Annotated in this window: 19 protein-coding genes and 1 riboswitch; of the genes, 10 read left to right on the top strand and 9 right to left on the bottom strand. The window is 49.8% G+C overall.

From position 1 onward, the window contains the following. Positions 1-294 precede the first annotated feature (294 nt). Positions 295-1,740 (bottom strand): molybdate ABC transporter ATP-binding protein ModF, encoded by a 1,446-nt coding sequence (gene modF / locus D9T21_RS15815; protein WP_123325890.1) that lies wholly within the window; start codon positions 1,738-1,740, stop codon positions 295-297. Positions 1,741-1,836: 96 nt separating this feature from the next. Next, positions 1,837-2,601, bottom strand: coding sequence for a SapC family protein (locus D9T21_RS15810; protein WP_105934318.1), 765 nt, complete (start codon positions 2,599-2,601; stop codon positions 1,837-1,839). 729 nt (positions 2,602-3,330) lie between these two features. On the opposite strand from D9T21_RS15810, the gene D9T21_RS15805 reads away from it, so the two are divergent. The 5 genes from D9T21_RS15805 to D9T21_RS15785 all read left to right on the top strand — a co-directional run bounded on the left by D9T21_RS15805 (position 3,331) and on the right by D9T21_RS15785 (position 11,353). Then, positions 3,331-4,542 carry a dipeptidase gene (locus tag D9T21_RS15805; RefSeq protein WP_123325889.1) on the top strand — a complete coding sequence of 404 codons (1,212 nt, stop codon included), beginning with the start codon at positions 3,331-3,333 and terminating at the stop codon, positions 4,540-4,542. Positions 4,543-4,673: 131 nt separating this feature from the next. After that, entirely contained in the window at positions 4,674-5,102 is a 429-nt protein-coding gene (locus D9T21_RS15800; protein WP_164464714.1) for a hypothetical protein, read from the top strand. A 108-nt stretch (positions 5,103-5,210) separates the two neighbouring features. Further along, positions 5,211-6,500, top strand: a complete 1,290-nt coding sequence (locus D9T21_RS15795) for a TolC family protein (protein ID WP_123325885.1) — start codon at positions 5,211-5,213, stop codon at positions 6,498-6,500. 11 nt (positions 6,501-6,511) lie between these two features. Continuing rightward, a complete protein-coding gene (locus tag D9T21_RS15790; protein ID WP_123325883.1) occupies positions 6,512-8,236 on the top strand; it encodes an efflux RND transporter periplasmic adaptor subunit in 1,725 nt (574 codons plus the stop codon). Between the two features lie 12 nt (positions 8,237-8,248). Next, on the top strand, positions 8,249-11,353 hold the full coding sequence (locus D9T21_RS15785) for an efflux RND transporter permease subunit (protein ID WP_123325882.1): 3,105 nt from the start codon (positions 8,249-8,251) through the stop codon (positions 11,351-11,353). A gap of 39 nt (positions 11,354-11,392) precedes the next feature. Here D9T21_RS15785 and D9T21_RS15780 read toward each other — a convergent pair whose 3' ends face one another. Then, positions 11,393-12,427, bottom strand: a complete 1,035-nt coding sequence (locus tag D9T21_RS15780) for an alpha/beta hydrolase (protein ID WP_123325880.1) — start codon at positions 12,425-12,427, stop codon at positions 11,393-11,395. A gap of 87 nt (positions 12,428-12,514) precedes the next feature. Next, complete coding sequence (locus D9T21_RS15775; protein ID WP_241155729.1) at positions 12,515-13,819, bottom strand: M20/M25/M40 family metallo-hydrolase; 1,305 nt, start codon at positions 13,817-13,819, stop codon at positions 12,515-12,517. 179 nt (positions 13,820-13,998) lie between these two features. Between D9T21_RS15775 and D9T21_RS15770 the strand changes: the two genes are divergently transcribed. Further along, positions 13,999-14,346, top strand: coding sequence for a putative quinol monooxygenase (locus D9T21_RS15770; protein WP_105933356.1), 348 nt, complete (start codon positions 13,999-14,001; stop codon positions 14,344-14,346). A gap of 61 nt (positions 14,347-14,407) precedes the next feature. On the opposite strand, the gene D9T21_RS15765 is transcribed toward D9T21_RS15770, so the two are convergent. Continuing rightward, positions 14,408-15,154, bottom strand: coding sequence for a glutathione peroxidase (locus D9T21_RS15765; protein ID WP_105933355.1), 747 nt, complete (start codon positions 15,152-15,154; stop codon positions 14,408-14,410). A gap of 255 nt (positions 15,155-15,409) precedes the next feature. Beyond that, positions 15,410-15,493, top strand: a riboswitch (cyclic di-GMP riboswitch). 104 nt (positions 15,494-15,597) lie between these two features. Between D9T21_RS15765 and D9T21_RS15760 the strand changes: the two genes are divergently transcribed. The 3 genes from D9T21_RS15760 to D9T21_RS15750 all read left to right on the top strand — a co-directional run bounded on the left by D9T21_RS15760 (position 15,598) and on the right by D9T21_RS15750 (position 18,846). Beyond that, the gene (locus D9T21_RS15760; protein WP_105933354.1) at positions 15,598-16,293 is read left to right on the top strand and encodes an AAA family ATPase; all 696 of its coding nucleotides are present in this window, start codon (positions 15,598-15,600) and stop codon (positions 16,291-16,293) included. Further along, positions 16,253-16,555, top strand: coding sequence for a ribbon-helix-helix domain-containing protein (locus D9T21_RS15755; RefSeq protein WP_105933353.1), 303 nt, complete (start codon positions 16,253-16,255; stop codon positions 16,553-16,555). Before D9T21_RS15760 ends, D9T21_RS15755 begins: the two co-directional genes overlap by 41 nt. 149 nt (positions 16,556-16,704) lie before the next feature. Next, positions 16,705-18,846 (top strand): tetratricopeptide repeat-containing diguanylate cyclase, encoded by a 2,142-nt coding sequence (locus D9T21_RS15750; RefSeq protein WP_123325876.1) that lies wholly within the window; start codon positions 16,705-16,707, stop codon positions 18,844-18,846. 32 nt (positions 18,847-18,878) lie between these two features. Here D9T21_RS15750 and prsR read toward each other — a convergent pair whose 3' ends face one another. The 4 genes from prsR to D9T21_RS15730 form a co-directional block, all read right to left on the bottom strand. Next, positions 18,879-20,240, bottom strand: a complete 1,362-nt coding sequence (prsR, locus tag D9T21_RS15745) for a PEP-CTERM-box response regulator transcription factor (protein WP_105933351.1) — start codon at positions 20,238-20,240, stop codon at positions 18,879-18,881. Positions 20,241-20,278: 38 nt separating this feature from the next. After that, positions 20,279-22,303, bottom strand: a complete 2,025-nt coding sequence (gene prsK / locus D9T21_RS15740; RefSeq protein ID WP_105933350.1) for an XrtA/PEP-CTERM system histidine kinase PrsK — start codon at positions 22,301-22,303, stop codon at positions 20,279-20,281. Between the two features lie 130 nt (positions 22,304-22,433). Then, positions 22,434-23,558, bottom strand: a complete 1,125-nt coding sequence (locus tag D9T21_RS15735) for a beta-ketoacyl-ACP synthase III (RefSeq protein WP_105933349.1) — start codon at positions 23,556-23,558, stop codon at positions 22,434-22,436. 202 nt (positions 23,559-23,760) lie between these two features. Continuing rightward, the gene (locus D9T21_RS15730; RefSeq protein WP_164464713.1) at positions 23,761-24,924 is read right to left on the bottom strand and encodes a response regulator; all 1,164 of its coding nucleotides are present in this window, start codon (positions 24,922-24,924) and stop codon (positions 23,761-23,763) included. A 148-nt stretch (positions 24,925-25,072) separates the two neighbouring features. Between D9T21_RS15730 and D9T21_RS15725 the strand changes: the two genes are divergently transcribed. Next, positions 25,073-25,425 (top strand): IS1/IS1595 family N-terminal zinc-binding domain-containing protein (locus tag D9T21_RS15725; RefSeq protein ID WP_206427287.1); only part of this gene is annotated, 353 nt, incomplete at its 3' end.

The following is a 25,425-nucleotide window of genomic DNA, read 5'->3' as shown; positions in this document are numbered from 1 at the left end:
GTTTTATGAGATCTAATCTGCAAAACGTTGATTATATGATCCACTATTTGCCACTTTTACCCACTTTTGACAGTTTAGGTATCATTCCTCCCCACTGTCAAGCAAAAACGCGCCGTACAGGACGAGTAACAAAATGGGAGAAAATCCCTTATTTTCGGGCTTTGCGCTGAAGTGGCTGATTAGAAAGAAGGAAAAAGGGGGAAAAGTGGGAAAAACAGTCCCTCTTAGAAGAAAAGCTAAGGGGAAGTGGGTATTTAATTCTAAAAAGGTCTGAGATCAGCGGCGAAAAAAAATTTATTGCGGCTGGTAATCACGCATATTCAGCGTGTTTTTGATCGCCGGGATCTTATCTTCGCTGTGATGATTAACATACAGCAGCGTGGTATTGCCTTCCCGAGCCAGTAAATCGAGCATGGCCAGCACCTTGCTGCGGTTGATCTCATCCAGGCCATTGCACGGCTCATCAAGAATCAACAGGCTTGGATGTTTCACCATCGCCCGCACGATGAGCAGTAAACGCTGATCGCCAAATGATAATGACTGAAACGGCGTTTTCGCTTCTTGTTCCAGGCCAACCGCAACCAGCCATTCCCGGCACAGCAGACGCTGCCTGTCGGTGGGGGTTTTATACAAGCCAATACTGTCGTAAAAACCAGAGCATACCACGTCTGCAACCGAGCAGTTAACCCGGTACTGCAGGTGCAAACTGTTGGAAATAATGCCGAGGTGTTGTTTTATGTCCCAGATGCTCTCGCCACTGCCGCGTTGATAACCAAACACATTCAAATCGTTGCTGTAACAAAGTGGGTTGTCACCGGTGATTAGCGTCAGTAAGCAGGTTTTCCCCGAGCCATTCGGGCCAATTACCTGCCAGTGCTCACCCGGCAAGATAGTCCAGTTAAGCTGCTCAAACACCACATTGTCACCCCAGGCAACCCGGCCGTTATTCAGTCTGACCAGCGGCGCATTAGGGTCGCTGCGCCGGGGCGCATGGCAATCACTGTCGCGTTCCGGCAGCTTTTCGACATTTTGCTGGATATGCATAATTTGTCTGAGCGGCTGCAGTGTAGTGTCATCAAGCGTGTCGCCTTCAATTTGCCAAGCGATGCGACCATTTTGTAAGAACAACAAGCGCTGTGCCCAAACAGGTATTTCACTTACCCGATTGACCACCATAATCAGCGTACAACGGGTGCTGAGCTTATCAAGGTATTGGGCAAATCTGCTTACCGTTTCAACATCAAGGCCATCAAAGGGCTCATCCAGCACCAGCCAGTCCGGCTCCCTCAGCAGCTCTCTGGTCAATAATACTTTGCGCGTCTCACCGGTGGACAAGGCAAGAAACTCCCGCTCAAGCAGGCTGCTAATACCCAGTAACCCGGCTAATTCGTTCAGCGCTTCTGTTACGCTTTGTTCGTCGGTAAGGCCGTCCAGGATAACTTCTTTAGCCGTGCTGGGGACTGGCACCACATCAAGGATATCAGCGTCGTCTTTGCGGCGCTCCGCTTCAATCACTGCCTGTTGTTGTCCTACACTCACCCAGCCGCAACGGCCACCTGATTGCCGTTCGCCACTAAGTACTTTCCCTTCTCCGGCCAGCACCGCTGCCAGTACCGATTTACCACTGCCATTAAGACCACTGATAATAGTGTGCTGCCCCTTTTCGATAGTCAGTGTCGGAATTTCAACGGTTAAGGTCGCCGATAATTTTACGCTGGGATTTACTAGAGTGAGTGACATGAAAGGTGTTCCACAGGATGGTTCTGGTTAACTGAGTATCAATAAAAAAGGTGGGCTCTCGCCCACCCTTTTTGGTTTTCTTTGCCGTGCAGTAGCTTACTGCTGTGGTGCAGCCTCGGCTTGTTCTGCCGGCGCTGGCTCCATTTGCATGGCTTTGATTGGACTTTCAGCATTGGTAGAAAGCTCGATCAGGCGGTTCAGCTGACCTAAAGACAGCATCATGGCGTACAGTGCGCCCATGAACCCAGCTCTGTGCAGTTCTACCACTTGCTCGTCTGCCAGCTCTACCAGTTTCTTCTCGTCGATGGTAAGGATGCCACCAACGTTGCGGCCCTGGCCGTTGCTGTACTGAACGCGCAGTTGCATTGGGTTTAATAAGTCCAGTTCAACCACTTTTGACACGAACTGCTGGGTCAGCATTTCGCTGTTTGCCAGGTCGCCGAGCAATTGCTGACGGTTGTTCAGGAAGTCAGATGGGTTGCCATCTTCTTTAAACAATGGCTGACCTTCTTCTTTGATCAGGTCACTGTTTTCATCAATGTAAACGCCCAGCTTGTCGCCGTCAGGACGCACGTCGAACGGGTAACGAATGATGTTCATTGGAATATGCGGCGCATTCCATTTGCCATCCTGTAAAAACAGGTTCTGGCCTGGCTCGATGCCCAGCATTGCTACAACGTGGTGTTTATTAGTTTTAGGATCCTGGATGAACACCAGTGGCATAGCGCCGGCTAATTGTGCAAATTCACGAATTGATGCCGCGGCCAGGTGGGTGTTTTTCGCGTATGGAAAAGCAGGATCTACCGCTACTTTCAGATCTTTATGTGTATTTTTATCCAGCGGTACAAAATTCATTGCCATAAGTACTATCTCGATTCAATTGTAATATGTGGTCTGGTATCCGTATCAGACACCAACACCTGTTATTTTTTAGTTAATGAGGGTCTGGCGACATTATTCAAGGGGCACATACCAACAAGTTGGTGTTTTATTTACGATACCCGCTATGGTGCCGGTTTTATGCGTGGACCATCACAGGTAGTCCATCCTGTGCAGGCCACACTTCCCGCCACCTGTTGCTTCTCAGATGCCAGACAACCGCCGGGCAGTATGGCGTATTTGAACTTGCGCGTCCAGCCACCCTACGGTAAGACCGATAAGAGGGTAACCATACAAGATGAATAATACCAATCCGCATAAAAGTTTGCCCACTCAGCAAGACTGTCAGGCTTTCTGGCTAGGCTTGGTTGCACAGGTTTGGTGGTTCCAAATCAAGCAAGCGTAACAACGCCAGAAAGCCTGATAGCTCGCCCTCAGGGAATTGCCCAAAGGGAGTGGCCAAAACGACTTACATCTGTGTTGCGCCCTCTGGACATAGAATGACTATGCCACAGAGAACGCGTCGTGATCTAAGTCGTTTTCGACTAGCCCTCAGGGATCACTCTGAGAGGGTAAACTTCTATGCGGATTGATATAAAATATTAAAGCAAACAAACACCTTTCTGAATAAACCACCAGGTGAGTAAATCAAAAAATCATGGTAGCTTTATAAAAAAACACAATCTAACGTCACTTACAGGGATTTACACAATGAAGCACGCTTTCTTGCTGGGTAGTGTTACTGCACTCGCACTATTAACCGGCTGCCAGTCGACGTCTGCACCCGGTCAGCCGCCTAAGGGCTTATCCACGGCGCAGGACATTGCTCAACGTTATATTATTGTGGATGGACACATTGATGTACCTTACCGTGTGCATAATAAATGGGTGGATGTCACCAAGGCCACCGAGGGCGGCGATTTCGATTATCCCCGCGCTGTCAGCGGCGGCCTGAATGCTCCATTTATGTCGATTTACGTGCCTGCCAGTCTCGATGACTCAGATGAGTCGACGCAGCTTGCTCATATGCTCATCGACAACGTGGAAGCCATCACAGCGCGTGCCCCGGATAAGTTTGCTATAGCCATGAGCCCGCAGGACGTCCGTGAGCAATTTGCGAAAGGATTGATTTCCCTGCCTATGGGGATGGAAAATGGCTCGCCAATCCAGGGCGACCTGAAAAACCTGGAAATTTTTCATCAGCGCGGCATTCGCTATATCACGCTGGCGCATTCCAGGGCTAACCATATCAGCGACTCATCCTACGACATACGCCGCAAGTGGAATGGTCTGAGTCCTTTTGGTAAAGAGCTGGTAACTGCAATGAACAACATCGGCGTGATGGTGGATATCTCCCACGTATCAGATGACGCCTTTTACCAGGCTATCGAAATCAGCAAGGCCCCCGTGATTGCCTCCCACTCTTCATTACGTACCTTCACTCCGGGCTTTGAACGCAATATGACCGACGATATGCTGGTGAAGCTGGGCGAGAACGGCGGTGTGGTAATGATTAACTTTGGCTCCGGTTTTGTCACCAAAGAAGCGCGCATGTGGAGTGATAATCGCACTAAACAACGCAATGCCCTGATCAAAGAGTTTGGCGCAGACAGTGAAGAAGTAGCGAATTTTGCTGATAATTACAGTAAGGAAAACCCTTACCCTTACTCCACATTAGCCGATGTACTCGACCACATTGACCACGTAGTGGGCCTTATTGGCATTGACCATGTGGGTATTGGCTCTGACTACGATGGCGTTGGCGATTCACTCCCGATTGGCCTGAAGGATGTGTCGTCTTACCCGTCACTGGTGCAGGGCTTACTGGATCGCGGTTACTCGGAAACTGACATTGCCAAGCTGTTAGGTGAAAACCTGCTACGCGTATGGACTGAGGTGGAAGCCTACGCTAGCGCGCATTAACCCGGCACATTACGCTATTTCACCGGGTTAAATCAGCAGTAAATGGGTTTACCCGGTGAAAGCAAAATCAATATTTCCCTGTCTGATATGAATATCGTATACTCAAGTTAGTACAGTTACCGGATTATTCAGTGCAACGACTACTTTGTTACTTTCTGCTAAGCATGCTGATCATGCTGCCGACTTCTGGTCAGGCAGACAGTTTGCGTATGGCAGAAACACAGGTAGCGCATACTATGCAGGCAGAAAATACTGATTGCATGATGCATCAATCGGGCGATGAAACGGTTCACACTGTGCACACTGAACAGACAGACCCCACTGCAACAGCAGATTGCTGCCAGAACGATACCCAGCATAACTGCGGTCAGCAAGCTTCACCCTGCGCTAAAAGTGGCTGCCAGTGCGAGCATGCCAGTTCCCATTTAGTCAGTTATCTGGCCGGCATATCTGCCCCCTTAATTGTCAAAACCGCTGCAAGCCAAATCGTCGGTAAACCGCTAGTGGCGTTTTCCGGCTTCCCAACCTCGCTGTTTCGTCCCCCAATACGCCTGAGTTAACTAAACCTCTTATCAGTGCAATGCCTGAGGCATTGTGACCGGGTAACTGTACCCGTTTTTTTAAAGTTAACCATTGAGGCAAGTATGAAACTTCCTTCTTTATAGGTCGTGTCAGCAGGCATTTTACTTAGTTGCTGGCAGTTAGTAGCCACAGCGCAGCAAGCCCAACAGCCACAGTTACCACAATTACTGTCGCAAGCATTAAGTGAAGATTATGCCCTGGCCAGAAGCCGACAGAGCGAGCATGCGCTGACAACTCAGGGTAATGCGGTGCAATCCATGCCCGACCCACGTATATCAGTGGGAATGCTCAATGTCCCTACAGATGGATTTGCGCTTAACGAACAGGCCATGACCCAGCTCAAAATGGGCGTTAGCCAAATGTTGCCCCGTGGCGACTCTGTCGCCCTGCAACGGGATGCGCTCGCGGCCAAAGCAGCCGAGCATCCCGCCCGACGTGACCTGCGCAAAGCAGAAGTTACCCGGGCTATTACCCTAACGTGGATTGATATTATTATTCTGCACAACAGTAAGGAACTGGTTACCGAGCAGTTACAACTACTGGACCAACTGACCACTGCCGTTGAAAATAACTACGCCAGTTCTTCAGGTGCCAGTCAGTATGATGTGCTGAGCATGGAAGTCCTGCATACGGCACTCGAAGACCGTATGGAATCGCTGACTTCTGCACAGCAAACCGCTATTGCCGGTTTATCTAACTGGCTGACCCCAATGCAGCAGGCCACGCTATCCAACATCACCCCGAATCAGGCCGATCAGCGTTGGTTAACCAGCCTGATCGGGCAATCACTGTTGCCTGCCAACACGTCGGCGCTATTAGAACGTTTACAGCAACACCCGCTGGTTATCAGTCGCAATGCCATGATTAATGTGCAGAAGATAAAACAGCAGCAGGTAGCATCCAGTTTCGACCCGCAGTGGGAATTTAATGCCAGCTATGCCTATCGCCAGGATGCGATGAATAACTCGTCCCGGGCTGACTTTGTGTCGGTCGGAATGAGTGTTGATGTACCGCTATTTTCCCGCAAGGTAAAGCAAGCCGCTCTGGCAGCCACCGTGGCCGAAACAGAGAGCCTGGAAACCGAAAAACGTCTGGTGATCCAACAACAGCTCAGTGAGGTGAATCAGCTCTATGCCCGTTACCCTGCTCTGCACTCGCGGATTAACCGTTATGAACAAACGTTATTACCGCTGCGTCAACAGCATTACGACGCCGCGCTTAACGCTTACACCACTGCCAGCGGCAACTTTTCCGATGTGATGCAAAGCCACCTGGCGCTGATTGATGACCAGATGAAATTACTTAATCTGCAGGGTGACATGGCCGCGCTGATGACCCGGCTTGACTATTATCTTAATCCCATCTCACCGCTTTGAGGGAGTTTTCTATGAACCGTTTTATTGTTCCTGTTATTGCCCTGATAGCCGGGGTGGGTATTGGCTATGCGTTATTACCAGCTAACGTCCCACAGGGTAATGGTAATACTACCGCCCCAAACGAAGGGGAAAAGGACATTCTTTACTGGGTAGCGCCGATGGACAGCAGCTATCGCCGGGATAAGCCCGGTAAATCGCCCATGGGCATGGATTTGGTCCCGGTATATGCAGGTGAAGAAAGTGCCAGTCCTGGTACCGTGAGTATTTACCCACAAATTGTCCAGAGCCTGGGGGTCACCACCGCGAAAGCCCGCACTCGCTCTTTATCTGAAACGATTTCCGCCAGCGGCATTGTAGAAGTCGCCGAAGACCGGATCATTCACGTCCATCCACGGGTGAGTGGTTGGGTAGAACGCCTTACCGTCACCACTGATGGTCAGCCTGTTAACCAGGGCGACACCTTATACACCCTGTATTCACCTGAGCTGGTGAATGCTCAGGAGGAATATTTGCTGGCCCGCAGTCGCAATAATCGCTCGCTGATCAACGCTGCCAGAGACAGACTGACTGCCCTGCAATTACCGCCAAAAGTAATTCAGAATCTGGATAAAACCGGAAACGTACAACAGCAAATCGCCTTTGAGGTGCCACAGGACGGCTACGTCACTAACCTTAATATCCGACCTGGTTTTTATGTTACGCCGGGCACCACCATGCTGGCCATTGCCAGTCTGAAGACAGTGTGGATCACCGCCAGCATTCCCCAGCGCTATGCCGACATGCTCAGTACGGAGCAGGATCTGAACCTAACGCTACCGGCATTGCCGGGGGAGACGTTTACAGCCCGGGTAGACTTTATTTACCCGGAGCTCGACAGCCAGACCCGCACACTGAAAGTGCGCCTGGTGCTGGATAACCCGGACGGCCGGTTAAAACCCAATATGTTTGCCACCGTTTCATTTGATACACCGCGCAACGAAAGCCTGAGTATTCCCCGCTCAGCACTGATAAGAACGGCCGCCAACGACCGTGTGGTGCTGGCTTTGGGTAACGGTGAATTCCGCTCAACGGCCGTAGCGGTGGGTCGCATCACAGCAGACTATGCCGAAATCACAGCAGGCCTAGAAGAAGGAGATGAAGTGGTAATGAACGGTTTATTCCTGATTGATTCAGAAAGTGCCGTAGACGCCGACCTATCGAGGATATCAGGTCAGGACGATAGCCTGGGTAACGACACCCAGTGGGTAACGTTAACTATCGATGCTATTGATGGCGAGGCAGGCACCGTGACCGCCAGCCACGGGCCGGTAGCAGCCTGGGACTGGCCAGCCATGACCATGGACTTCGCCATTGGTGAACAGGTCAGCCAGGCAGAGCTCAACAGCGGGATTCGCCTTGATGCCGAGCTGAATCGTAATACCGATGGCATGGTAGAGATTATTGCCATTGATACCGGCAGCATTGAATCGAGTGTTCCCTCGGCAACCGTTGATGGCACCATTAACAGTATTGATGAACAAAACCACACCATGAATATCTCCCGTGGCGCCATCGAAAAATGGGGGCGCGGGCCTGCCACCATGGACTTTACCCTCAGCAGCCATATTATCGCGGCTGACTGGCAGCCAGAGCAGGCTATCCGTTTTACCTTTGAGATCAGAGACGGCGAGTTTGTTATCACCCATATTGAACCCGCCATGGCCATGTCGCATGACATGGACCATACCGGTCACTAGCAGGAGCCAGTCATGATAGCAGTCATAATTAACTGGTCGCTCAACAATCGCGTACTGGTATTGCTTGCAGCACTGATGCTCACCGCGGCAGGCATCTGGTCGGTTAAACAAACCCCGGTGGATGCGATTCCGGATTTATCCGATGTGCAGGTGATCATTCAAACCAACTACCCGGGGCAAGCCCCCTCTGTGGTAGAGCAACAGGTCACCTATCCGCTCACCTCAGCCATGCTGTCGGTACCGGGGGCGCATACGGTTCGCGGATTCTCTTTCTTTGGCGACTCCTATGTGTACATCCTGTTTGATGATAACACCGACATGTACTGGGCCCGCTCCCGGGTACTGGAGTACCTTTCCCAGGTAGCACCTACCCTACCGGCCTCGGCAAAACCCAGACTCGGCCCGGATGCCACCGGTGTAGGCTGGGTGTATATGTACGCGTTAAGCGATCCGAGCGGTCAGCATGATATCGATGAGCTCACCAGCCTGCAGGACTGGTACCTGAAATTTGCCCTGCAATCGGTGCCCGGGGTATCTGAAGTCGCCACAGTGGGCGGCATGAAAAAACAGTATCAGATTGTGGCCGATCCCTACAAACTGGACGCTTACAATTTAACCATGGCTCAGCTGGAAATGGCGGTGAGTCAGAACAACCAGGAAGTAGGCGCTTCGGTGATTGAGATGGCCGAAGCGGAATATATGGTCACGGTCAGTGGCTATATTGAAAGCCTGCGCGATATCAGGCAGATCACCCTGGCCGTATCAGCATCCGGCACACCGGTAACACTGACGGATGTGGCCGAAGTCAGAGAAGGGCCGGCACCGCGCCGTGGCATCGCCGAACTTAATGGCGAGGGCGAAACCGTGGGTGGCATTATTGTCATGCGCTATAACGAAAACGCCCAGCAAACTATTGATGGTGTTAAGGCAAAACTGCAGGACCTGCAGGCCGGCCTGCCAGAAGGCGTAGAGATCACCACGGTCTATGACCGTTCTAACCTGATTGCCAGTGCCATCGATAACCTGTGGGATAAGCTGCTGGAAGAGCTGCTCATTGTCGCGCTTATCTGCGGCCTGTTTTTACTTCATTTACGCAGCGCGCTGGTTGCGCTGGTAACACTACCACTGGGTATTCTGGGTGCCTTTTTACTGATGCACTGGCAGGGCATTAATGCCAACATTATGTCGCTGGGTGGCATTGCCATTGCCATTGGCGCCATGACCGATGGTGCTATTGTGATGATTGAAAACTTTCACAAACATCTGGAAAAAGCACCAGCAGACGCCAACCGCTGGGAGCTGGTAAGTAAAGCCGCAACCGAAGTGGGCCCGGCACTGTTTTTCAGTTTGCTGATCATCACGGTGAGCTTTTTGCCGGTATTTATTCTGGAAGCTCAGGAAGGACGGATGTTTGCGCCCCTGGCTTACACCAAGACCTTTGCCATGGCCGCGGCGGCGGGCCTGGCCATTACCCTGATCCCGGTACTTATGGGCTACCTGATCCGCGGCAACATTGCGCCAGAGGAGCGAAACCCGATTAATCGCATAGCTCAGGCAGCCTACAAGCCAGCACTAAGAGTCGTGCTGCGTTTCCCTAAATCTACGTTATTAGTGGCGATTCTGATTACGCTTGCCGGTTACTACCCGTTATCAAAGTTGGGCAGCGAATTTATGCCGCCGCTCGACGAAGGCGACCTGATGTATATGCCCACCACCTATGCTGGCGTATCCATTGCTGAGGCCCGGGAAATTTTGCAACAAACCGACAAACTGATCCGCACCCTGCCGGAGGTTAAAACTGTATTTGGTAAAGTAGGCCGGGCGGAGACCGCAACCGACCCTGCTCCGCTGACCATGATTGAAACCTTTATTCAGCTTAAACCCAAATCGCAGTGGCGTGAGGGGCTGACAAGCCAGGATTTACGCGATGAACTCAACAGCATTGTTGCTTTCCCCGGCCTGACTAACGCCTGGGTGATGCCCATCCAAACCCGCATCGACATGCTGGCCACCGGTATTAAAACGCCACTGGGCATTAAAATCTCAGGCCCGGATGTTAAGCAAATCGAGACCATCGGCACCGATATTGAAAAGTTGCTGGGCGACCTTGAGGGCACTGAATCGGTTTATGCTGAGCGGGTTGCCGGCGCCCGGTATATCGATATTGATATCGACCGCCTTGCTATAAGCCGATATGGCCTGACGATAGCCCAGGTGCAGCAGCTCGTCAGTACTGCCGTAGGCGGCAAGACCATTACCACAACGGTGGAGAATATTGCCCGGTATTCGGTTAATTTGCGTTATCCCCAGCAATACCGGAACAGCCCGGAAGCGCTTGCAGGCTTACCCATAGTGACACCTCGAGGAGAGCGCATAACACTAGGGGATATTACGCATATTCGAATTGCCGAAGGCCCGCCAGCGCTTAAGAGCGAAAATGCCCGGCTCACCGGTTATGTTTTTATTGATGTAGCCGGTATTGATATTGAGAGTTACGTTAAACAGGCCAAAGGCGTGCTGGATAAAGACCTCAACCTTCCTGCTGGCTACACGTTACAGTGGGCCGGACAGTATGAATATCTTGAACGGGCCATGCAAAAGCTAACCTTTGTTGTGCCGATGACACTGGCAGTGATAGTGATTTTACTGTTTATGAGCTTTCGCCGTCTGAGTGATGTGGTACTGGTACTCGGTACCCTACCCATGGCACTTATCGGCGGGATCTGGTTACTCTATGCACTGGATTACCATCTTTCCGTTGCAGTTGGGGTTGGTTTTATTGCCCTGGCCGGTGTGGCTGTTGAAATCGGCGTCATCATGGTGATTTACCTTAACAGCACCTGCGAGCATATTCGCCCTGTCGCTAACGTGGATATCAGCGCGAGTCTGCGTGAGGCTGTTGAGGAAGGAGCACTTAAACGCGTGCGCCCGGTATTGATGACAGTACTAACGGTAATGATAGGTTTATTGCCGGTGATTAGTGGTACCGGCACCGGCTCAGAGGTAATGAGTCGGATTGCAGCGCCAATGGTGGGCGGCATGGCCAGTGCGCTGGTGCTGTCTTTACTGGTTGTTCCAGCGGGCTTTTTCCTGAACCAGCGGGCTAAACTCCGCTAGCCCTGCCAGGGTAAACAACTTAGTGTGGACTAAGCCCTGTCATTTCGGCAGGGCAAACTCTACGAATCCGCGCAGGGCTCTCGCCATAGGAAAAAACTGCGGGTTAACCTGAGGGATAGCGCAGGTTTCGCTTAAATCGGCGCGACTTTTATCAAAGTCCATTTTCTCCAGCAGCAGACGGTTAACAACCAGATCCGCGTGGCACAGCTGATACTGTTCATCGATGACATAAAAGGTGTTATCCGCATCCACATAGGTCAGCAGGTTTTGTACGCCCTCGATAGGCGTGGTCTGATCGGCCTGAGAATGGGCCACGAAAACCGGTACCGCCACCCGAGCGCCTTCCTCCAGACGTTCGCGGATACTGCGAATGAGCTCCATTAACTCAAGCCCTGCGAAGCTGGCGACTTTGGGATATTTTTGTGGGTTGGGTCCGTTAGTCAGATAGTCACCGTCGAGCAACTTCGCCAGCGTCTTTATCCCCCACAGCTTCGAAAGTGACTCCACGTTACCATTGAGCGCCAGCGCGCCAGAAAATAACAGAATGCCCTGCACATTATCGGGATTAGACAGGTAGTAATCCACCGATAATGCACCGCCGGTAGAAAAGCCGCCTAACACCACTTTCTCGGTAGATTGCAACGCCAGCTCCACCACTTTCGCCAGATGCGCCTGCCAGCGTTCGGCCAGTTGATCATCTTCCATCGCAGCATCAGCGTCTTTCAGACCATGTCCTGGCAACAGCGGTGCGATAACAGTATAACCGGAATGATAAAGCTCATCGGCAATCGCTGAGACGAAAAAGGGAGAGTCACTGAGCCCGTGGGTGAGCACAACGATGGGGCTGTCTGTTTGCTGAAACAAAATAAATGGTGCATTACCATCGCCTCGCAGCGCCGGTGAACACACCGCATAACGATTCGCCGACGAACTCAGACACTTTTGCGTACTACCGAGCTCCTGCTCGTACAGGGCGGCAAAAGACTGATTCAGTGCAAACTGAGATTGCCCTGTCGCCAGCGCAGAAAAACACAATGTAGTGGTCAGACAGACCAGATGTAACAACGACTTCACTGGTTGACTCCATTAAAATCAGCAAGGGCGCCTACTATGGCGGCCTTGCCTGAGAATTGCAATCATTGGCAGGAAAACAATAGCGGGTTACCGTTCACTCAAACGTAACATCAAAATAGCTGCGCGTTTGGCCTGGGCAGGCAAGGCCCCCACCAGCGCCGTTTCATTTACCGTGTGACCTCCTGAGCCACTCATACCCAAACCATCCAGGGCCATTTCCACATACTCTGAAGTAAAGGAGACATCGGCGGCGCCAGCATTAAGCGGATTCACTGCGGTGACACTGCCCTGGCCGAGATCCTGACTGACTTTGCTGTAAATCCCCAGCAACTCATGATTCCCCGGCTTTGGCGATAAAGGCGGATAGCCCTCACCAAACTCGATGACCGCACTGGTTTTAGGCAGACTCTGTTTTACGATGGCCTGCATTTTATGCTGAACCCGAATTAACTGCTCCTGCGAAACCGCACGGATATCACCGGTAACAGTAGCATGTTCAGCAACCACATTGTTTTTACCAAATGTGCTGCCGCTATTGTTCAGTTTATCGTGTGAAACTTCGGTGCCACCCATAATTCTGCCGGGGTTAAAGGTAAGTAATTGTTCACTTCTTAGCTTATCGTAAAAGCTGGTTAAGATACGCGAGGCTTCATAAATCGCGCCAGCGCCCACGGTAGGTTTAAATACCTGGGAAGAATGCGCCGGCGTGCCTTTAACCGTTAACACCCAATCTACCGAGCCGCGACGCGAGACATTAGCAGTGGCCGGATTACCGTCGCCATTTTCAAAGCCCAGTGAAATATCGGCCCATTTGGCACCGTCGATTAAGGCTTTTTTAGACAAGGCTAACGGCCGGCCACTGAGCTCTTCATCGCCGGTCATTACCACCATAATATTCATCGATGATAACTTACCTGCCGCGTGCAGTGCTCGCAGTGCTTCGAGCATAATAATGTTGCCGCCTTTCATATCGGCAACGCCCGGCCCTTTAATATGCTTATCGTCCACCCGGGTAAAGGTTTGAAACGGACTGCCAGGCTCAAACACCGTATCGAGGTGGCCAATCAGTAGCATTTTGGGGCCCTTGCCGCCTTCAATTCTGGCAATCAGATGGCCAGCCCGGTTGAATGCGGCTCCATCCTCAAACCAAACGTCAAAGCCCAACGCCTCAAATTCCGGCATCAATTGGTCTGCCACCTTTCTGACGCCGGAAAAGTTCATGGTGCCGCTATTTATGTTGACGCTTTTTTCCAGCAAGCTCATCGCTGCCTCTTTACGGCCATCAATATAATCGGCCATCTGCAGCTCATCGCCGGATAGCGCCGCACTGGTTGCCAGCGAGAACAACAGACTGGTGGCGCAGGTAAATGTTGTCAGAAAAGAAGGTTTCAAAGTGTTTGCCCCTGATTTGTTGTGTTTTTTCTACTATGGCAAAAACCATTGACGATAACGAGGGCAATAACGATAAAAGGTCAGTAAAAACAGATTGCAGGTAAGCTTTTGACTTCAGGACCAGAATCGCCATACTGAGACTATAAAAAAACAAAGTCCACGCCTGTTAAGGATTACTCATGTCAAAGAAAGTGTATTGTAGCGCCCAGTTTTTACCCAAACCCGGCAAAGAAAAAGCGCTGTTTAAAGTGCTCCAGAGCCTCGAGCCCAACACGCTAAGAGAAGATGGCTGTATTCAGTATATCGTTACCCGCCATATCACCAGTCCGTTCGCCGAAGGCAACAGCTTTCCCATTGCGTTTAATGAAATCTGGGCCGATATGGCCAGCTTCGAAGCTCACTGTCAGCGTCAGGAAATCAGTGATTTCTTTGCTACTTATTGTCAGGCCGAGGACGGCCTGGCTGAAGACTGGAACGTGTGTATTTATACCGATGAGCCTGAGGACTTCGACGCCCCGCAGCTGTAACTAAGTCTTTAAACCAAAAAAACTCGCCGATTGGCGAGTTTTTTATCAGTTTACTATAACGCTATTCGGCGAAATAAGCTTCCAGATCGTCGCTGCCGCCAATATGCTTACCACCAATAAATACCTGGGGTACTGTGTCACGGCCGCTGATAGCTTTTAATGTCGTCAGCGTAGCGCCCTGCCCCATGACGATTTCTTCGTATTTAAAGCCTTTATGCTGCAACAGCGCTTTGGCTTTCGCACAATACGGACAGCCTGGTTTGGTAATAATGGAAACCGGCTCCAGTTTCACTGCATTAGGCGCAATGTAGGATAGCATGGTATCAGCGTCTGAGACCTCAAACGGGTCGCCCGGTTTGTTCGGCTCAATAAACATTTTTTCCACTACGCCGTCTTTTACCAGCATCGAGTAGCGCCAGCTGCGCTTACCAAAGCCTAAATCAGCTTTGTCCACCAGCATTCCCATGCCATCGGTAAATTCACCGTTACCATCAGGTACCAGCGACACATTGTCTGATTCCTGGTCCGCTGCCCAGGCATTCATAACAAAGGTGTCATTCACTGAAATACAAACAATTTCATCTACACCGTGATCTTTGAATGTGTCGGCCAACTCGTTATAACGTGGCAGGTGAGTCGACGAACAAGTCGGCGTAAAAGCACCTGGCAGGGAGAAAACCACTACGGTTTTGCCGGCGAAAATATCGTCGGTAGTACGATTAATCCACTGCTCACCTTCCCGAATGGCAAAGGTCACATCAGGTACTTTCTTTCCTTCATAAGAAGGTTTATCAATGGGGTGTGTCATTACATTCTCCTTAACAGTTTCGATAAGTATAACCCTAACAGTGCAGAGAACCAGCGGTAAATACCAATCATGCTAATCACAATTAACGATTGAAAATAAAATATTTAAACGCAAATAAGAATTACCCTTACCAGCTAGGGTATACGCATTAATCCCTTAATATAAATTTCAATGCCCGCTGTGAATGGATGCCAGCAACCCGATACTCTATTATTTGAACAGGAATCAACGGGTGCTATATGAGCATCCCGCAGTACATGAAAAAGGCAAAACACGCCGAAAGGGTGTGACGCAAAACCTCCGGTCTACGTCGAAAGATAGGATAGCGGGGTTACCGAACACTGTGAGGTGACGTCGGCTTGCTTCCCCCGGCAAGCCAGCGACACCGACAGTCAGTTCACTTTTTTATTACGTAATTGCGATTACTTAATGAGGATTGAACAATGATGATTTTAGTTGGTGGCGAAAAAGGTGGTAGCGGCAAAAGCTGTCTTGCACAGAACATCGCCGTATATTTACGCTGTGAGAAGAAAGCCAGTGTACTGATGGTGGATTGTGACCCCCAGCGAACCACGTCAGACTGGGCCCAGGAGCGAAGCAGCAACGAAGAGCTGCCTTCCATCAACTGTATCCAGCTTTACGGCAAGATCCGCAATGAGCTGTTAAGCCTTAAAGAGCACTACGACTATGTGGTTATCGACTGTGGTGGTCAGGATAACCTGGCGCTGCGATCGTCTATGGCGGTTGCCGACCATATCTTAATTCCATTGCGTCCCAAGCGCCGCGACCTGAAAACGGTACCGCACATGGAAGACATTTTGTCGACCTGTAAGATGGTCAACCCGCGCATGAACGCTGCTTTTGTTATTACTCAGTGTCCTTCACTGCCTTCGTTGGCGTCAAGGATTCTGGAAGCCAAAGAGGTGTGTCGCTCCTTTGAAGTACCAGTATTAAATTCCGTTACCTTTAGCCGCAACATGTATGACGACTCAGAGGAGTCCGGACGTTCGGTGCTGGAAAGTGAAGCCGATGGTAAAGCTGCCGTGGAAATTCGCAGTATCATTGAAGAGTTACTGGCCCGACGTAAAGGGGAACAACATGAGTCTGATAAACCTGTCTCGCTCTACGCCGCGAGCTAGTCGAACTGCAACTAAAAATGTCAGTGCAGAGGAATTTATTCAGGACGCACTGCATTATGCCAGTGGTGTGGTAGTGCCCCTTGCCGCTGTTACAGAGCGGCAGGCTAACGACTCCCACCACGAGCCAATGCGCAGAGCAACTTTTACGCTGACGCCGGAATGTATAGACCAGCTTCAGCAACTGTCAGAGCATAGCGGTATAGCAAAATCAAAACTGATCAGGCTTTGGATCCAGCGCTACGCCAGTCTCAATTTTGATTAAGCGGCAGAAAACTGGCTCGCGCTATTGATTATTTTTTAAACGAACCTCAAAATAACACCATAATAAAAGAGTAAACTTTAGTATCAATACGACATGACAGCGCAGTAATGGAGTCACGCGTCTTACGTCACAGGGCGGTGTAGAAAGTAATGATGTTAAACCGTGTAGGCCTGTTGCTGTCTTTGCTGTGCTGCTCTGTACCCGGATTCGCGCACTCTGTGCGCCACGTTTCAATGGATGGACACGCGTTTTATGCCAGCGGCTTCAATGTAGAGAAACTGGTAAATCAGGGCGATACCCAGGAAGCCGAACGCCAAATCCGCGAACAATTAGCACTGTCCGAGTCAGAACAAAATCAACGAGCCTCTGCTACGGGCGCGCACGCCTTAGGGCACATCTCACTGATTAAGAATAATTACCCGCTGGCATTGCGGCAGTTTCAGCGTGCCCTGGACTTTTTTAAAGGCGCCAGAGAGCCCCTTGGTATGGCCGATTTGTATACAGATATTGGCAGAACCTATCGGGTGATGGGGCTCTATCAGTCTGCTCTGGGTTACTTTAACCTCGCCAAAGACATCTATCATCAGCAGGGCCGCTACGACGGCATTGCCTTGCAACAGCTGGAAGTCGGTATTTCCCTGCGGCAGTTAGGCCAGTTTGAGAGTGCTTTAAGTCAGTTAGAGCGAGCATTACCGTTACTCCGGCAGGAAAACAACAACCAGGCTACAGCGTCTACTCTGATGCAAATCGCCCGGGTATACAGTGAAATCGATAAAAACGATGAAGCCATGCTGTACCTGCAGGATGCCGCTGTACTGATTGATACCCTGCAAATAAAAACCCTGCAAGCAGAGCTCGATTATCACCTTGGCCAGGTAAATATCCAGATGGGGCATTTTGATAATGCCCGGCGCCATCTGGAACAGAGCAAAGAACAGTTTAACCAGTTAGAAGCACAATGCGATGTGGCCAAAATAGACTCCAGTCTGGGTAATATTCTGCTCAGCCAGAATCAGCCGGAAGCCGGCATTCAACTGCTTGAGTCAAAACTTCAACAAGCGACTGAATATAACTGCACTACCCTGCTTACCGAGCTGCACTTAAACCTGGCACAGGCCTATCTTGGCAAAGACCAACAGGCTCTCACTAACCACATCGACCAGGGTTTGCAACAAGCTATAGAGAGAGGTGAGTTACTTACTCAGGCACGGTTTGAAACGGTAAAAATGCAAATGCATGAACAAAGCGAAAATTATGCCGCAGCACTTAATGCTCTTAAGCGCCAGCAACAGCTCGAGAAGCAAAGTCTTGAGCAACGCCGCTCGCTGGCACTGTTGTACCTCCAATCACAGCTGGATGTTGAGCGTCAGGCTCAATCGCTGGAGCTACTGAATAAAAATCAGGCCATTCAGCTGGCCAAAGCAGAACAGCAGGAACTGGAAGTACGGATGCTCTATGCGTCGCTGTTTGCTGTCACCTTACTGGTGTTCTTAATCTGGAGCCGGTTTAACCACAGTCAGCGTTCGCGCTTTTTAAAGCGTGAAGTGCGCAGGCGCACCCAGGAACTGGAATCTAAAAATGCCGAGCTGGAAAATGCCTACATTGCGCTGGAGCGGGCCAGCCTGATGGATCCGCTCACCGGTTTGTACAACCGTCAGTACCTGAATAACCAGTTACCACAGGAAATCAATCGCGCCCAGCAGGCGTATCTGTTATCCCGTGAGTGCACACTGACCAACAGCCCCTCAGACATGCTTTGTTTTCTGCTCGACATTGATAATTTTAAACACATTAATGACACCTACGGTCATATGGCGGGCGACCGTATTTTAACCGATTTGGCGAAAGTGATGCGCTCAGTATTCAGGCCATCAGACATGCTTATCCGCTGGGGAGGTGAAGAATTTCTGGCCGTGTGCCGCAATACCAATCGACTTGAAGCCGTAGCCCTCGCAGACAGACTACACCAGGGGATCCACGATCACGACTTTCATGTTAGCCAACAGCATAGCCTTCACATTACCTGTTCCATTGGTTTTTGTGTTCTGCCACTATACCCCAGCGAACCTGCACGCCTCGACTGGGACAGTTACTTTGGTTTACTGGATGAATGCCTGTATGCGGCAAAGCGGTCCGGAAAAGACTGCTGGATAGGTTTAACCGGCGAGAAATCAGAGGCCGCTGACCGGCCGACATCCCGGTTGGAAGAAAAATTTGATTTACCGCCGACCCGGGTACAAACCTCTCTTAACCATTTATCAGCCATTAGCTGGGCTGAACAAAGCAGTTAATCAGCGCCGCAAATCAACCGCCGCTACAGGTATTACACACCGGTTTTCAAATCTTCCAGGTGGTACTTATCGATTAATGAATATAGCGTTGGTCTGGTAACACCCAGTAACTCCGCCGTTTTAGACATGTTCTTGTCGGCTCGCTGATAAGCCTTACGGATCGCTTTACTTTCAGCCTGTTCACGCACTTCGCGCAGGTTAAGGATTTCACTTGCAAAATCTTCCGAAGGCTCGAGCAGACCCAGATCGTCGGCCTGAATAACCGTGCCTTCTGCCATGATGACAGCAGATTTGAGTTTGTTCTGCAGTTCGCGAATGTTGCCCGGCCAGCGATGGGCCAGCATGGCTCTTATCGCGCCGTCACTGAAGCTCTTGGCTTTGGCATTAAATTCTTCGCGGTATTGATTCAGAAAAGTGCGCGCCAGTAATACAATATCCTGCTCACGTTCCCGCAGCGGCGGAATATTAATCGGGATTTCGCCGATACGATAGAATAAATCCTCACGGAAGGTTTCTTCCCCCACCATGGTCTGAATATCTCTGTGGGTAGCACAAATCACCCGAATATCCACCGGAATTTCATTTCTGCCGCCAACCCGCTCAATCACCCGTTCCTGCAGGAAACGCAACATCTTAGCCTGTAAACCAATGGGCATATCACCAATTTCATCGAGAAACAGTGTGCCCCCTTGTGCCGTTTCGATTTTACCTACGGTGGTTTTATTCGCGCCGGTGAAGGCCCCTTTTTCGTAACCGAATAACTCACTCTCAAGCAGGTTTTCCGGGATTGAGGCACAGTTGATGGCCACAAAAGGCTGGTCTTTGCGGGGGCTGTGCTCGTGAATGGTGCGGGCAAAGACTTCTTTACCGGTGCCACTTTCGCCCAGTAATAAGGTGCTGATATCGGTACCGGCAATTTTTTCCGCTTTGCGCATTACGGTCTGGATAGCGTCACTGTTGCCGATAATCCGCCCCATGGCCGGTCTTGTTTTAGCCAGGATCCGGTTTTCATCTTCCAGCTTGGCCAGGTTCAGGGCGCGATTGATGAGCAGCTTTATCGTGTCGGAATCGATGGGTTTCTGATAAAAGTCATAGGCGCCAAAGTCGATGGCTTTCAACGCGTTTTCTTTATCGTTATTGCCGGTTACCACAATGACCTTGGTATTGGGCGCCAGAGCCAGAATTTCTTCCAGGGTTTTCAGGCCTTCTGAGGCGTTGGCCGGATCAGGCGGTAAGCCTAAATCGAGAGTCACCACTTTGGGTTCAAACCGACGTAACTGCGCAATTGCAGAGGAACGATCATCGGCGAAAACCACATTAAAGTCGGTTAAACTCCATTTTAACTGCTTTTGAATACCTAAATCGTCATCAACTACCAGGATGGTGTCACTCATACACTGTTTCCGTTTTTATTCTGCTCGATATTGACGTTTTACTGAATGGGAAAGCCCAGGGTAAAGCAAGTGCCAATGTTTGGCTGGCTTTGTACCTGTAAATATCCGCCTATCGATTCCATATAGGTTTTTGCATCATATGCGCCGATGCCCATTCCCGCGTTACCTTTAGTGGTATCGAAGGGCTTGAACAGGCGATGCTTTAAAAATTCTTCATCCATCCCCGTGCCATTATCCTCAATAAACACGAGTTGGTGTTGCCGCTCGGCGTCCAGTACCAGCATGACTTCAATTTCACCGTCATCGGCACAGGCCTGCTGAGCATTGCTAATAAGATGATACATCACATTGGCAAACTTATCCTGATCTACCACAACGTCGGTTTCTTCTCTAATCACTACCTGCGGCAGCGGTAATAAAGACTGACATCGCTTATCAATCACCTGCTTAATTAACAGTGACAAGGTATGCGTGGCGTCGGCGCCCCGTTCTTCTACCTGTTTCTCTGTAAGCTGGCGCAGCATCCTGTCCATCCGTGCTTTGGTATGATGCAGGGTTTCGAAGGTATCTTCAATAAATTCAGGGTTACCTTTGTGCTGCTCTGCATTACACAGGATTAAGTCTATCTGTGCCAGTACATTCTTGAGATCGTGCAAAACAAAGGCTGCCATACGATTAAAGGCCGCGAATTGTGCATTCTCTGCCAGTGATTGTGCCGCTTCATGAAGATAAATAACATTAGCAATTTGGTTAGTTACGGCATTTAGGTAGTCACGCACTTCCCAGTTGAGCGACACTTTTGGCCGATCCACGGCGCACAGCAAGGCCAGCCCCCACATATTGCCTTCGCGAATAAACGGAATAACCAGTTGCAATCGGGTCGTTTCGACCGTTTCATTAGACAGGTTCAGCCCCTCATAAACATAAGGCTTGGTGCGATACTCATCGAGGTCGATTAGCCAGCCGGTTTTTTCACAATAATCCCATAAGGGCTTAAGCGTCCACTCCACCTCGGATAACGGCATAAAGTGATGGCTGCTCACTACATGAAAGCCTGGCCCCTGCTTTTTGACGAGTGCGCCACTGTCGTAGTTGATCGCCCCCATCACGCCTTCCAGTGCCACCTGGTACACACTGGGTAACGACTGATCGTTTTGCGACAGTACATTAGTCAGTTTTACCCACTCTTCACGATAATCAAACTGATTCGCAAAGAAATGCTTGGTGATAAATACTTTAATGCGGGTACGAAATGTATTGGATAAAAACAGCGTAGCGAGCATAACCAGCGACAGCGCAATCAGTATAATTTGCACTGTGTAACCCCAGCTCCAGCCCAGGTAGCTGATAATGTAGCCCATGGCTGCCATGATAAAGAGATACACCCCGGCTACCAGCAGCAATGAACTATGCAGTACTACATCCCGGGAGATAAAAATATTCACGCCCCAGTGCTTTATCCGCCGTGTCGCAATTACCAGAAACGGTAACATTAACAGGTAGATATACCCTCGGGCGGCAATAAATCCAGGCTCCACACTGGCGATCATGGTGGAGTTAGCATAAAAAACAAACTCAAACAGATTGGTCGCGCCTAAATACAACGCCAGTGGCTTATACGCCCATTGATCCTGCCCAACCTGACGGTAAAGCACTTCGAGCAGAATAAGCACTTCCAGTGCTATCAGGGTTTGCATCAGGAAATGCCAGGTAATGTCCACCTGTATAAACCAAGGGCTTAACAGTGCTATGGCCGGAACCAACAACGCAAATAAGGTGGCCGGCTGGCGCAGCACCTGCCAGATATTAGCAAAATCATTTTTCAGACAGCTGGCAATAAACAGCAGCCAGATGCCCTGCTTAATCGTATCAGCCTGGAGCAGATGAAGGACACTTAACGGACCGCTTAACAGCGACACAAAGCTCAGAGACCAAACCAGCGTAACCAGTGTGGCGAGGCTAAGCATGTATTTCGCCAGCCCCGGTTTACGCACCGTAAACAGCAGTAACAACAATACCAGGTAACCAAAACTATTCAGGCCGTAGCCAATATCTGCAATCATTTGTTGTCCTACTGTTGCCCCGGGGCAGTTGTGGTGGGCCGCAGTATTTATTGATACTGCCAAAGAGGGGGAAGTTTAACCCCCTCTATTTATTGGTTATTTTCTATCACAATCTGCCTGTAGCTTCCAGCTACCTTTTGCGGACAACCAGACTACCAATGGAATAACCGGCGCCGAAGGAACAAATAACGCCCACGTCCTGACTGGCAAGATCCTGATGATGCAGGGCGAAAGCGATAATCGAGCCCGCCGAAGCGGTGTTGGCATACTCATCCAGAACAATTGGGGCTTCCTCACTGTTGGCATCCCGGCCCAGCAGCTTTTTGCAAATCAGCGTATTCATATTGATGTTGGCCTGGTGTAACCACCAGCGATTAACTTTGTTTGGCGTTAGCTCATGTTGGCCAAGATGGCTGGCAATGTGTTCAGCCGCCATGGGGCAGACTTCTTTAAATACCCGGCGGCCAGCCTGATGAAATAGCTTATCCGGACCAAAGGGATCCGCATCATTGGCCCGGCTCATATAGCCAAAATTCGAGCGGATATTATTGGAGTACATGGTTTTTGCTTTGGTACTGAGGATATCAAAAGCAGTATCAGTGTTAACCGTTTCGGCAGTTTCCAGAATGGTTGCCGTTGCTACATCTCCAAAAATAAAATGACTGTCGCGATCGGTATAGTTAACCTGAGGTGAAACCAGCTCCGGGTTAATCACCAATACACATTTGGCATTGCCCGATGCGATCATTTCCCAGGCCCGGTGCATGCCAAAGGTAGCCGCTGAACAGGCCACCAGCATATCAAAACCAAAACCATCAATACCCAGTTCGTTTTGCACTTCGATGGCAATCGCCGGGTAAGAACGTTGTGTGTATGCACAGGAAACAATGACGGCATCAATCTCGGCAGCAGTTTTGTTGGCATCGGCCATGGCCAGTTTAGCCGCCTCAATGGCAATCTCCGCCTGATTCGACAACTCGCCTTCGCCGCGTTCCGGGATCTTCGGGCGCATCCGTTCAATATCCAGCGCGCCTTCCTTACGATAGATATAGCGGCTTTTAATACCGGAAGCCTTTTCAATAAATTCGGCACTGGAAAACGGTTTGGCAGTCAGTTCGCCAGCTTCAATTTGCGCCTGATGTTTCTGATTGTAGGCCTCAGCCCAAGCGTTATAGCTTTCAACCAATTCCTGATTAGTAATTTTATAGGGCGGCGTCCACAGACCCACACCACTTAATACGACTTTTGCATTCATGTTATCGGTTCTCTTTAGCAAATGGCCTGTCAGCCACGGCAACGGGCAATCAAACAGGTCCAATGAGTTTTGCTAAGCTTACCCTTTTGTCACGAAAATGTCATTGACCTGCCGTGCCGCCTGACTGCTGGCTAACGCTCCTAAAACTATATCTGGCCAAAGCAAAAGCAGTTTATGAGTTTAATCGCAAACAGAAGCTGACTTAAAACAACTCCACGTCCACAATACTCTCTGCCTCTTCGTCCTGGGACTGACTCAGTTCACGCAAAGCTTTTAATCGCTGCATGATTAAACGCAGATTCTCAGTTGTCATTGCATTATCAATCGTATCGTAGGCTTTATCGGTGCTCTTACGGAACAACTGCAACAGCTCGCTTTCCTGCTCTTCGGTCAAGCCGTATTCAAAAATTTTACTTTCGACAGAATCAACCAACTCAGTCAGTGTATCGAGGACCTGACGATTTTTCGTCTGATTCTCTAAGTCTGCTCTTTTTTGTACGACTTCAAGCTCCTGTATCATTAAATTCACTTCATCAGTTTTTACAATATCCCGATACTGACTTGCAGCGGCTTCCAGAATTATTGCCAAATGGTCTCTGAAGCGCCCGGCCTGGGCGGGATCATCCGGCATATTCTTAATGATTTGTGTAAAAGGTGGATAATTAAGGAACAACCGTTTACCTCTGGTCATGATTCGCTCTGAGTATTCAAGGCGGTCGAGTAACTCTCGTTCAAGCGCTGAAATAGTGACTTCATTTGACACTGCCTGACGGTACTCAATATCATTCATAACATACTTTGCCTGAACAGAACTGTTGATACCGAAATTAGAAGCGGTTTTCACAATAAGATTTAGCAGCGAGGAAATGCTGCTGGTTTTCGACGCAGCCCGGAAGTAGTGAATTAAAATTCCCTGTTCCGTGAGGTCCGATATCACCGCCTGTATCAGTTGCGAATTCGACTCTGTACTGGCCTGTTCTGCACGGCGTTTTTTGCCGCGTTTGATGATGGTTTTGGCTTTTTTACGCAACTCCTGAATTTCTATTGGTTTTATCAGAAAGTCACTGGCGCCTATTTCATACCCTTTTAAGCGCTCTTCCATCTCACTGCTAGCGGTATGGAAGATAATATCTGACTGTTCTTCACTAACAAACTCGCGTAGTTTGACACACAATTCAAAACCACTCATTTGCGGCATTGTTACGTCGAGTATGATGAGTAATGGTGGGATTTCCATTTCTCTGACAGCCTCCAGCGCGTCAACCGGTGAGGCCATAACCAGGACGTTAAATTCCTTTAACGCTTCCTCCAGTAACGCTAAGGTGATGATGTCATCATCAACAATAACTATCTCGTATTCTTTCACTATTTATCCAGCAATCATTTTGTCTCAAGTCTGAATAAAAGGTAGTCGAAATACCGGTAACTTTCGAATGAACAGGCATAAAACGTATGGCTATGTTCTGCTAAATTGTTGCTATACTGTATATGAATACAGTTATTGAGGGTTGATCATGATCCCAGCACAATTTACAAAGCTTATAGCCGAGTTAGAACACTTAACAGATAGTCAAACCCGTTATGTTGAGAAGCTGCTGAAAGGCACTGATAGCGTCTCACAGTTGATAACAGAGCTTGAGGAGCGGATGGTTGAAAACCCTGAATGCCCGCACTGCCATAGCTCACTGATCAATCGGCACGGCAAGGTAAACAAGATGCAGCGTTATCGCTGCAAGAACTGCGGCAAAACCTTTGTAGCGACAACGGCGACACCGCTAGCTCGACTGAGGTACAAAGAGCTTTGGTTAGAATATATTCGCTGTATGCTGGACAGTAAGCCATTGCGTAAATGTGCCGAAGAATGTGG

Source organism: Marisediminitalea oceani (assembly GCF_003731635.1).
GTDB lineage: Bacteria > Pseudomonadota > Gammaproteobacteria > Enterobacterales > Alteromonadaceae > Alteromonas > Alteromonas oceani.
Note: the sequence above shows the minus strand (reverse complement) of the source record. Positions and strands in the feature narration are given on the sequence as shown.

Excerpts from the sequence above, each read along its gene's own strand:
- modF (WP_123325890.1), bottom strand. The coding sequence starts at position 1,740 with ATGTCACTCACTCTAGTAAATCCCAGCGTAAAATTATCGGCGACCTTA.
- D9T21_RS15810 (WP_105934318.1), bottom strand. The coding sequence starts at position 2,601 with ATGGCAATGAATTTTGTACCGCTGGATAAAAATACACATAAAGATCTG.
- D9T21_RS15805 (WP_123325889.1), top strand. The coding sequence starts at position 3,331 with ATGAAGCACGCTTTCTTGCTGGGTAGTGTTACTGCACTCGCACTATTA.
- D9T21_RS15790 (WP_123325883.1), top strand. The coding sequence starts at position 6,512 with ATGAACCGTTTTATTGTTCCTGTTATTGCCCTGATAGCCGGGGTGGGT.
- D9T21_RS15785 (WP_123325882.1), top strand. The coding sequence starts at position 8,249 with ATGATAGCAGTCATAATTAACTGGTCGCTCAACAATCGCGTACTGGTA.
- D9T21_RS15770 (WP_105933356.1), top strand. The coding sequence starts at position 13,999 with ATGTCAAAGAAAGTGTATTGTAGCGCCCAGTTTTTACCCAAACCCGGC.
- D9T21_RS15765 (WP_105933355.1), bottom strand. The coding sequence starts at position 15,154 with ATGACACACCCCATTGATAAACCTTCTTATGAAGGAAAGAAAGTACCT.
- D9T21_RS15760 (WP_105933354.1), top strand. The coding sequence starts at position 15,598 with ATGATGATTTTAGTTGGTGGCGAAAAAGGTGGTAGCGGCAAAAGCTGT.
- D9T21_RS15755 (WP_105933353.1), top strand. The coding sequence starts at position 16,253 with ATGAGTCTGATAAACCTGTCTCGCTCTACGCCGCGAGCTAGTCGAACT.
- D9T21_RS15750 (WP_123325876.1), top strand. The coding sequence starts at position 16,705 with ATGATGTTAAACCGTGTAGGCCTGTTGCTGTCTTTGCTGTGCTGCTCT.
- prsR (WP_105933351.1), bottom strand. The coding sequence starts at position 20,240 with ATGAGTGACACCATCCTGGTAGTTGATGACGATTTAGGTATTCAAAAG.
- prsK (WP_105933350.1), bottom strand. The coding sequence starts at position 22,303 with ATGATTGCAGATATTGGCTACGGCCTGAATAGTTTTGGTTACCTGGTA.
- D9T21_RS15735 (WP_105933349.1), bottom strand. The coding sequence starts at position 23,558 with ATGAATGCAAAAGTCGTATTAAGTGGTGTGGGTCTGTGGACGCCGCCC.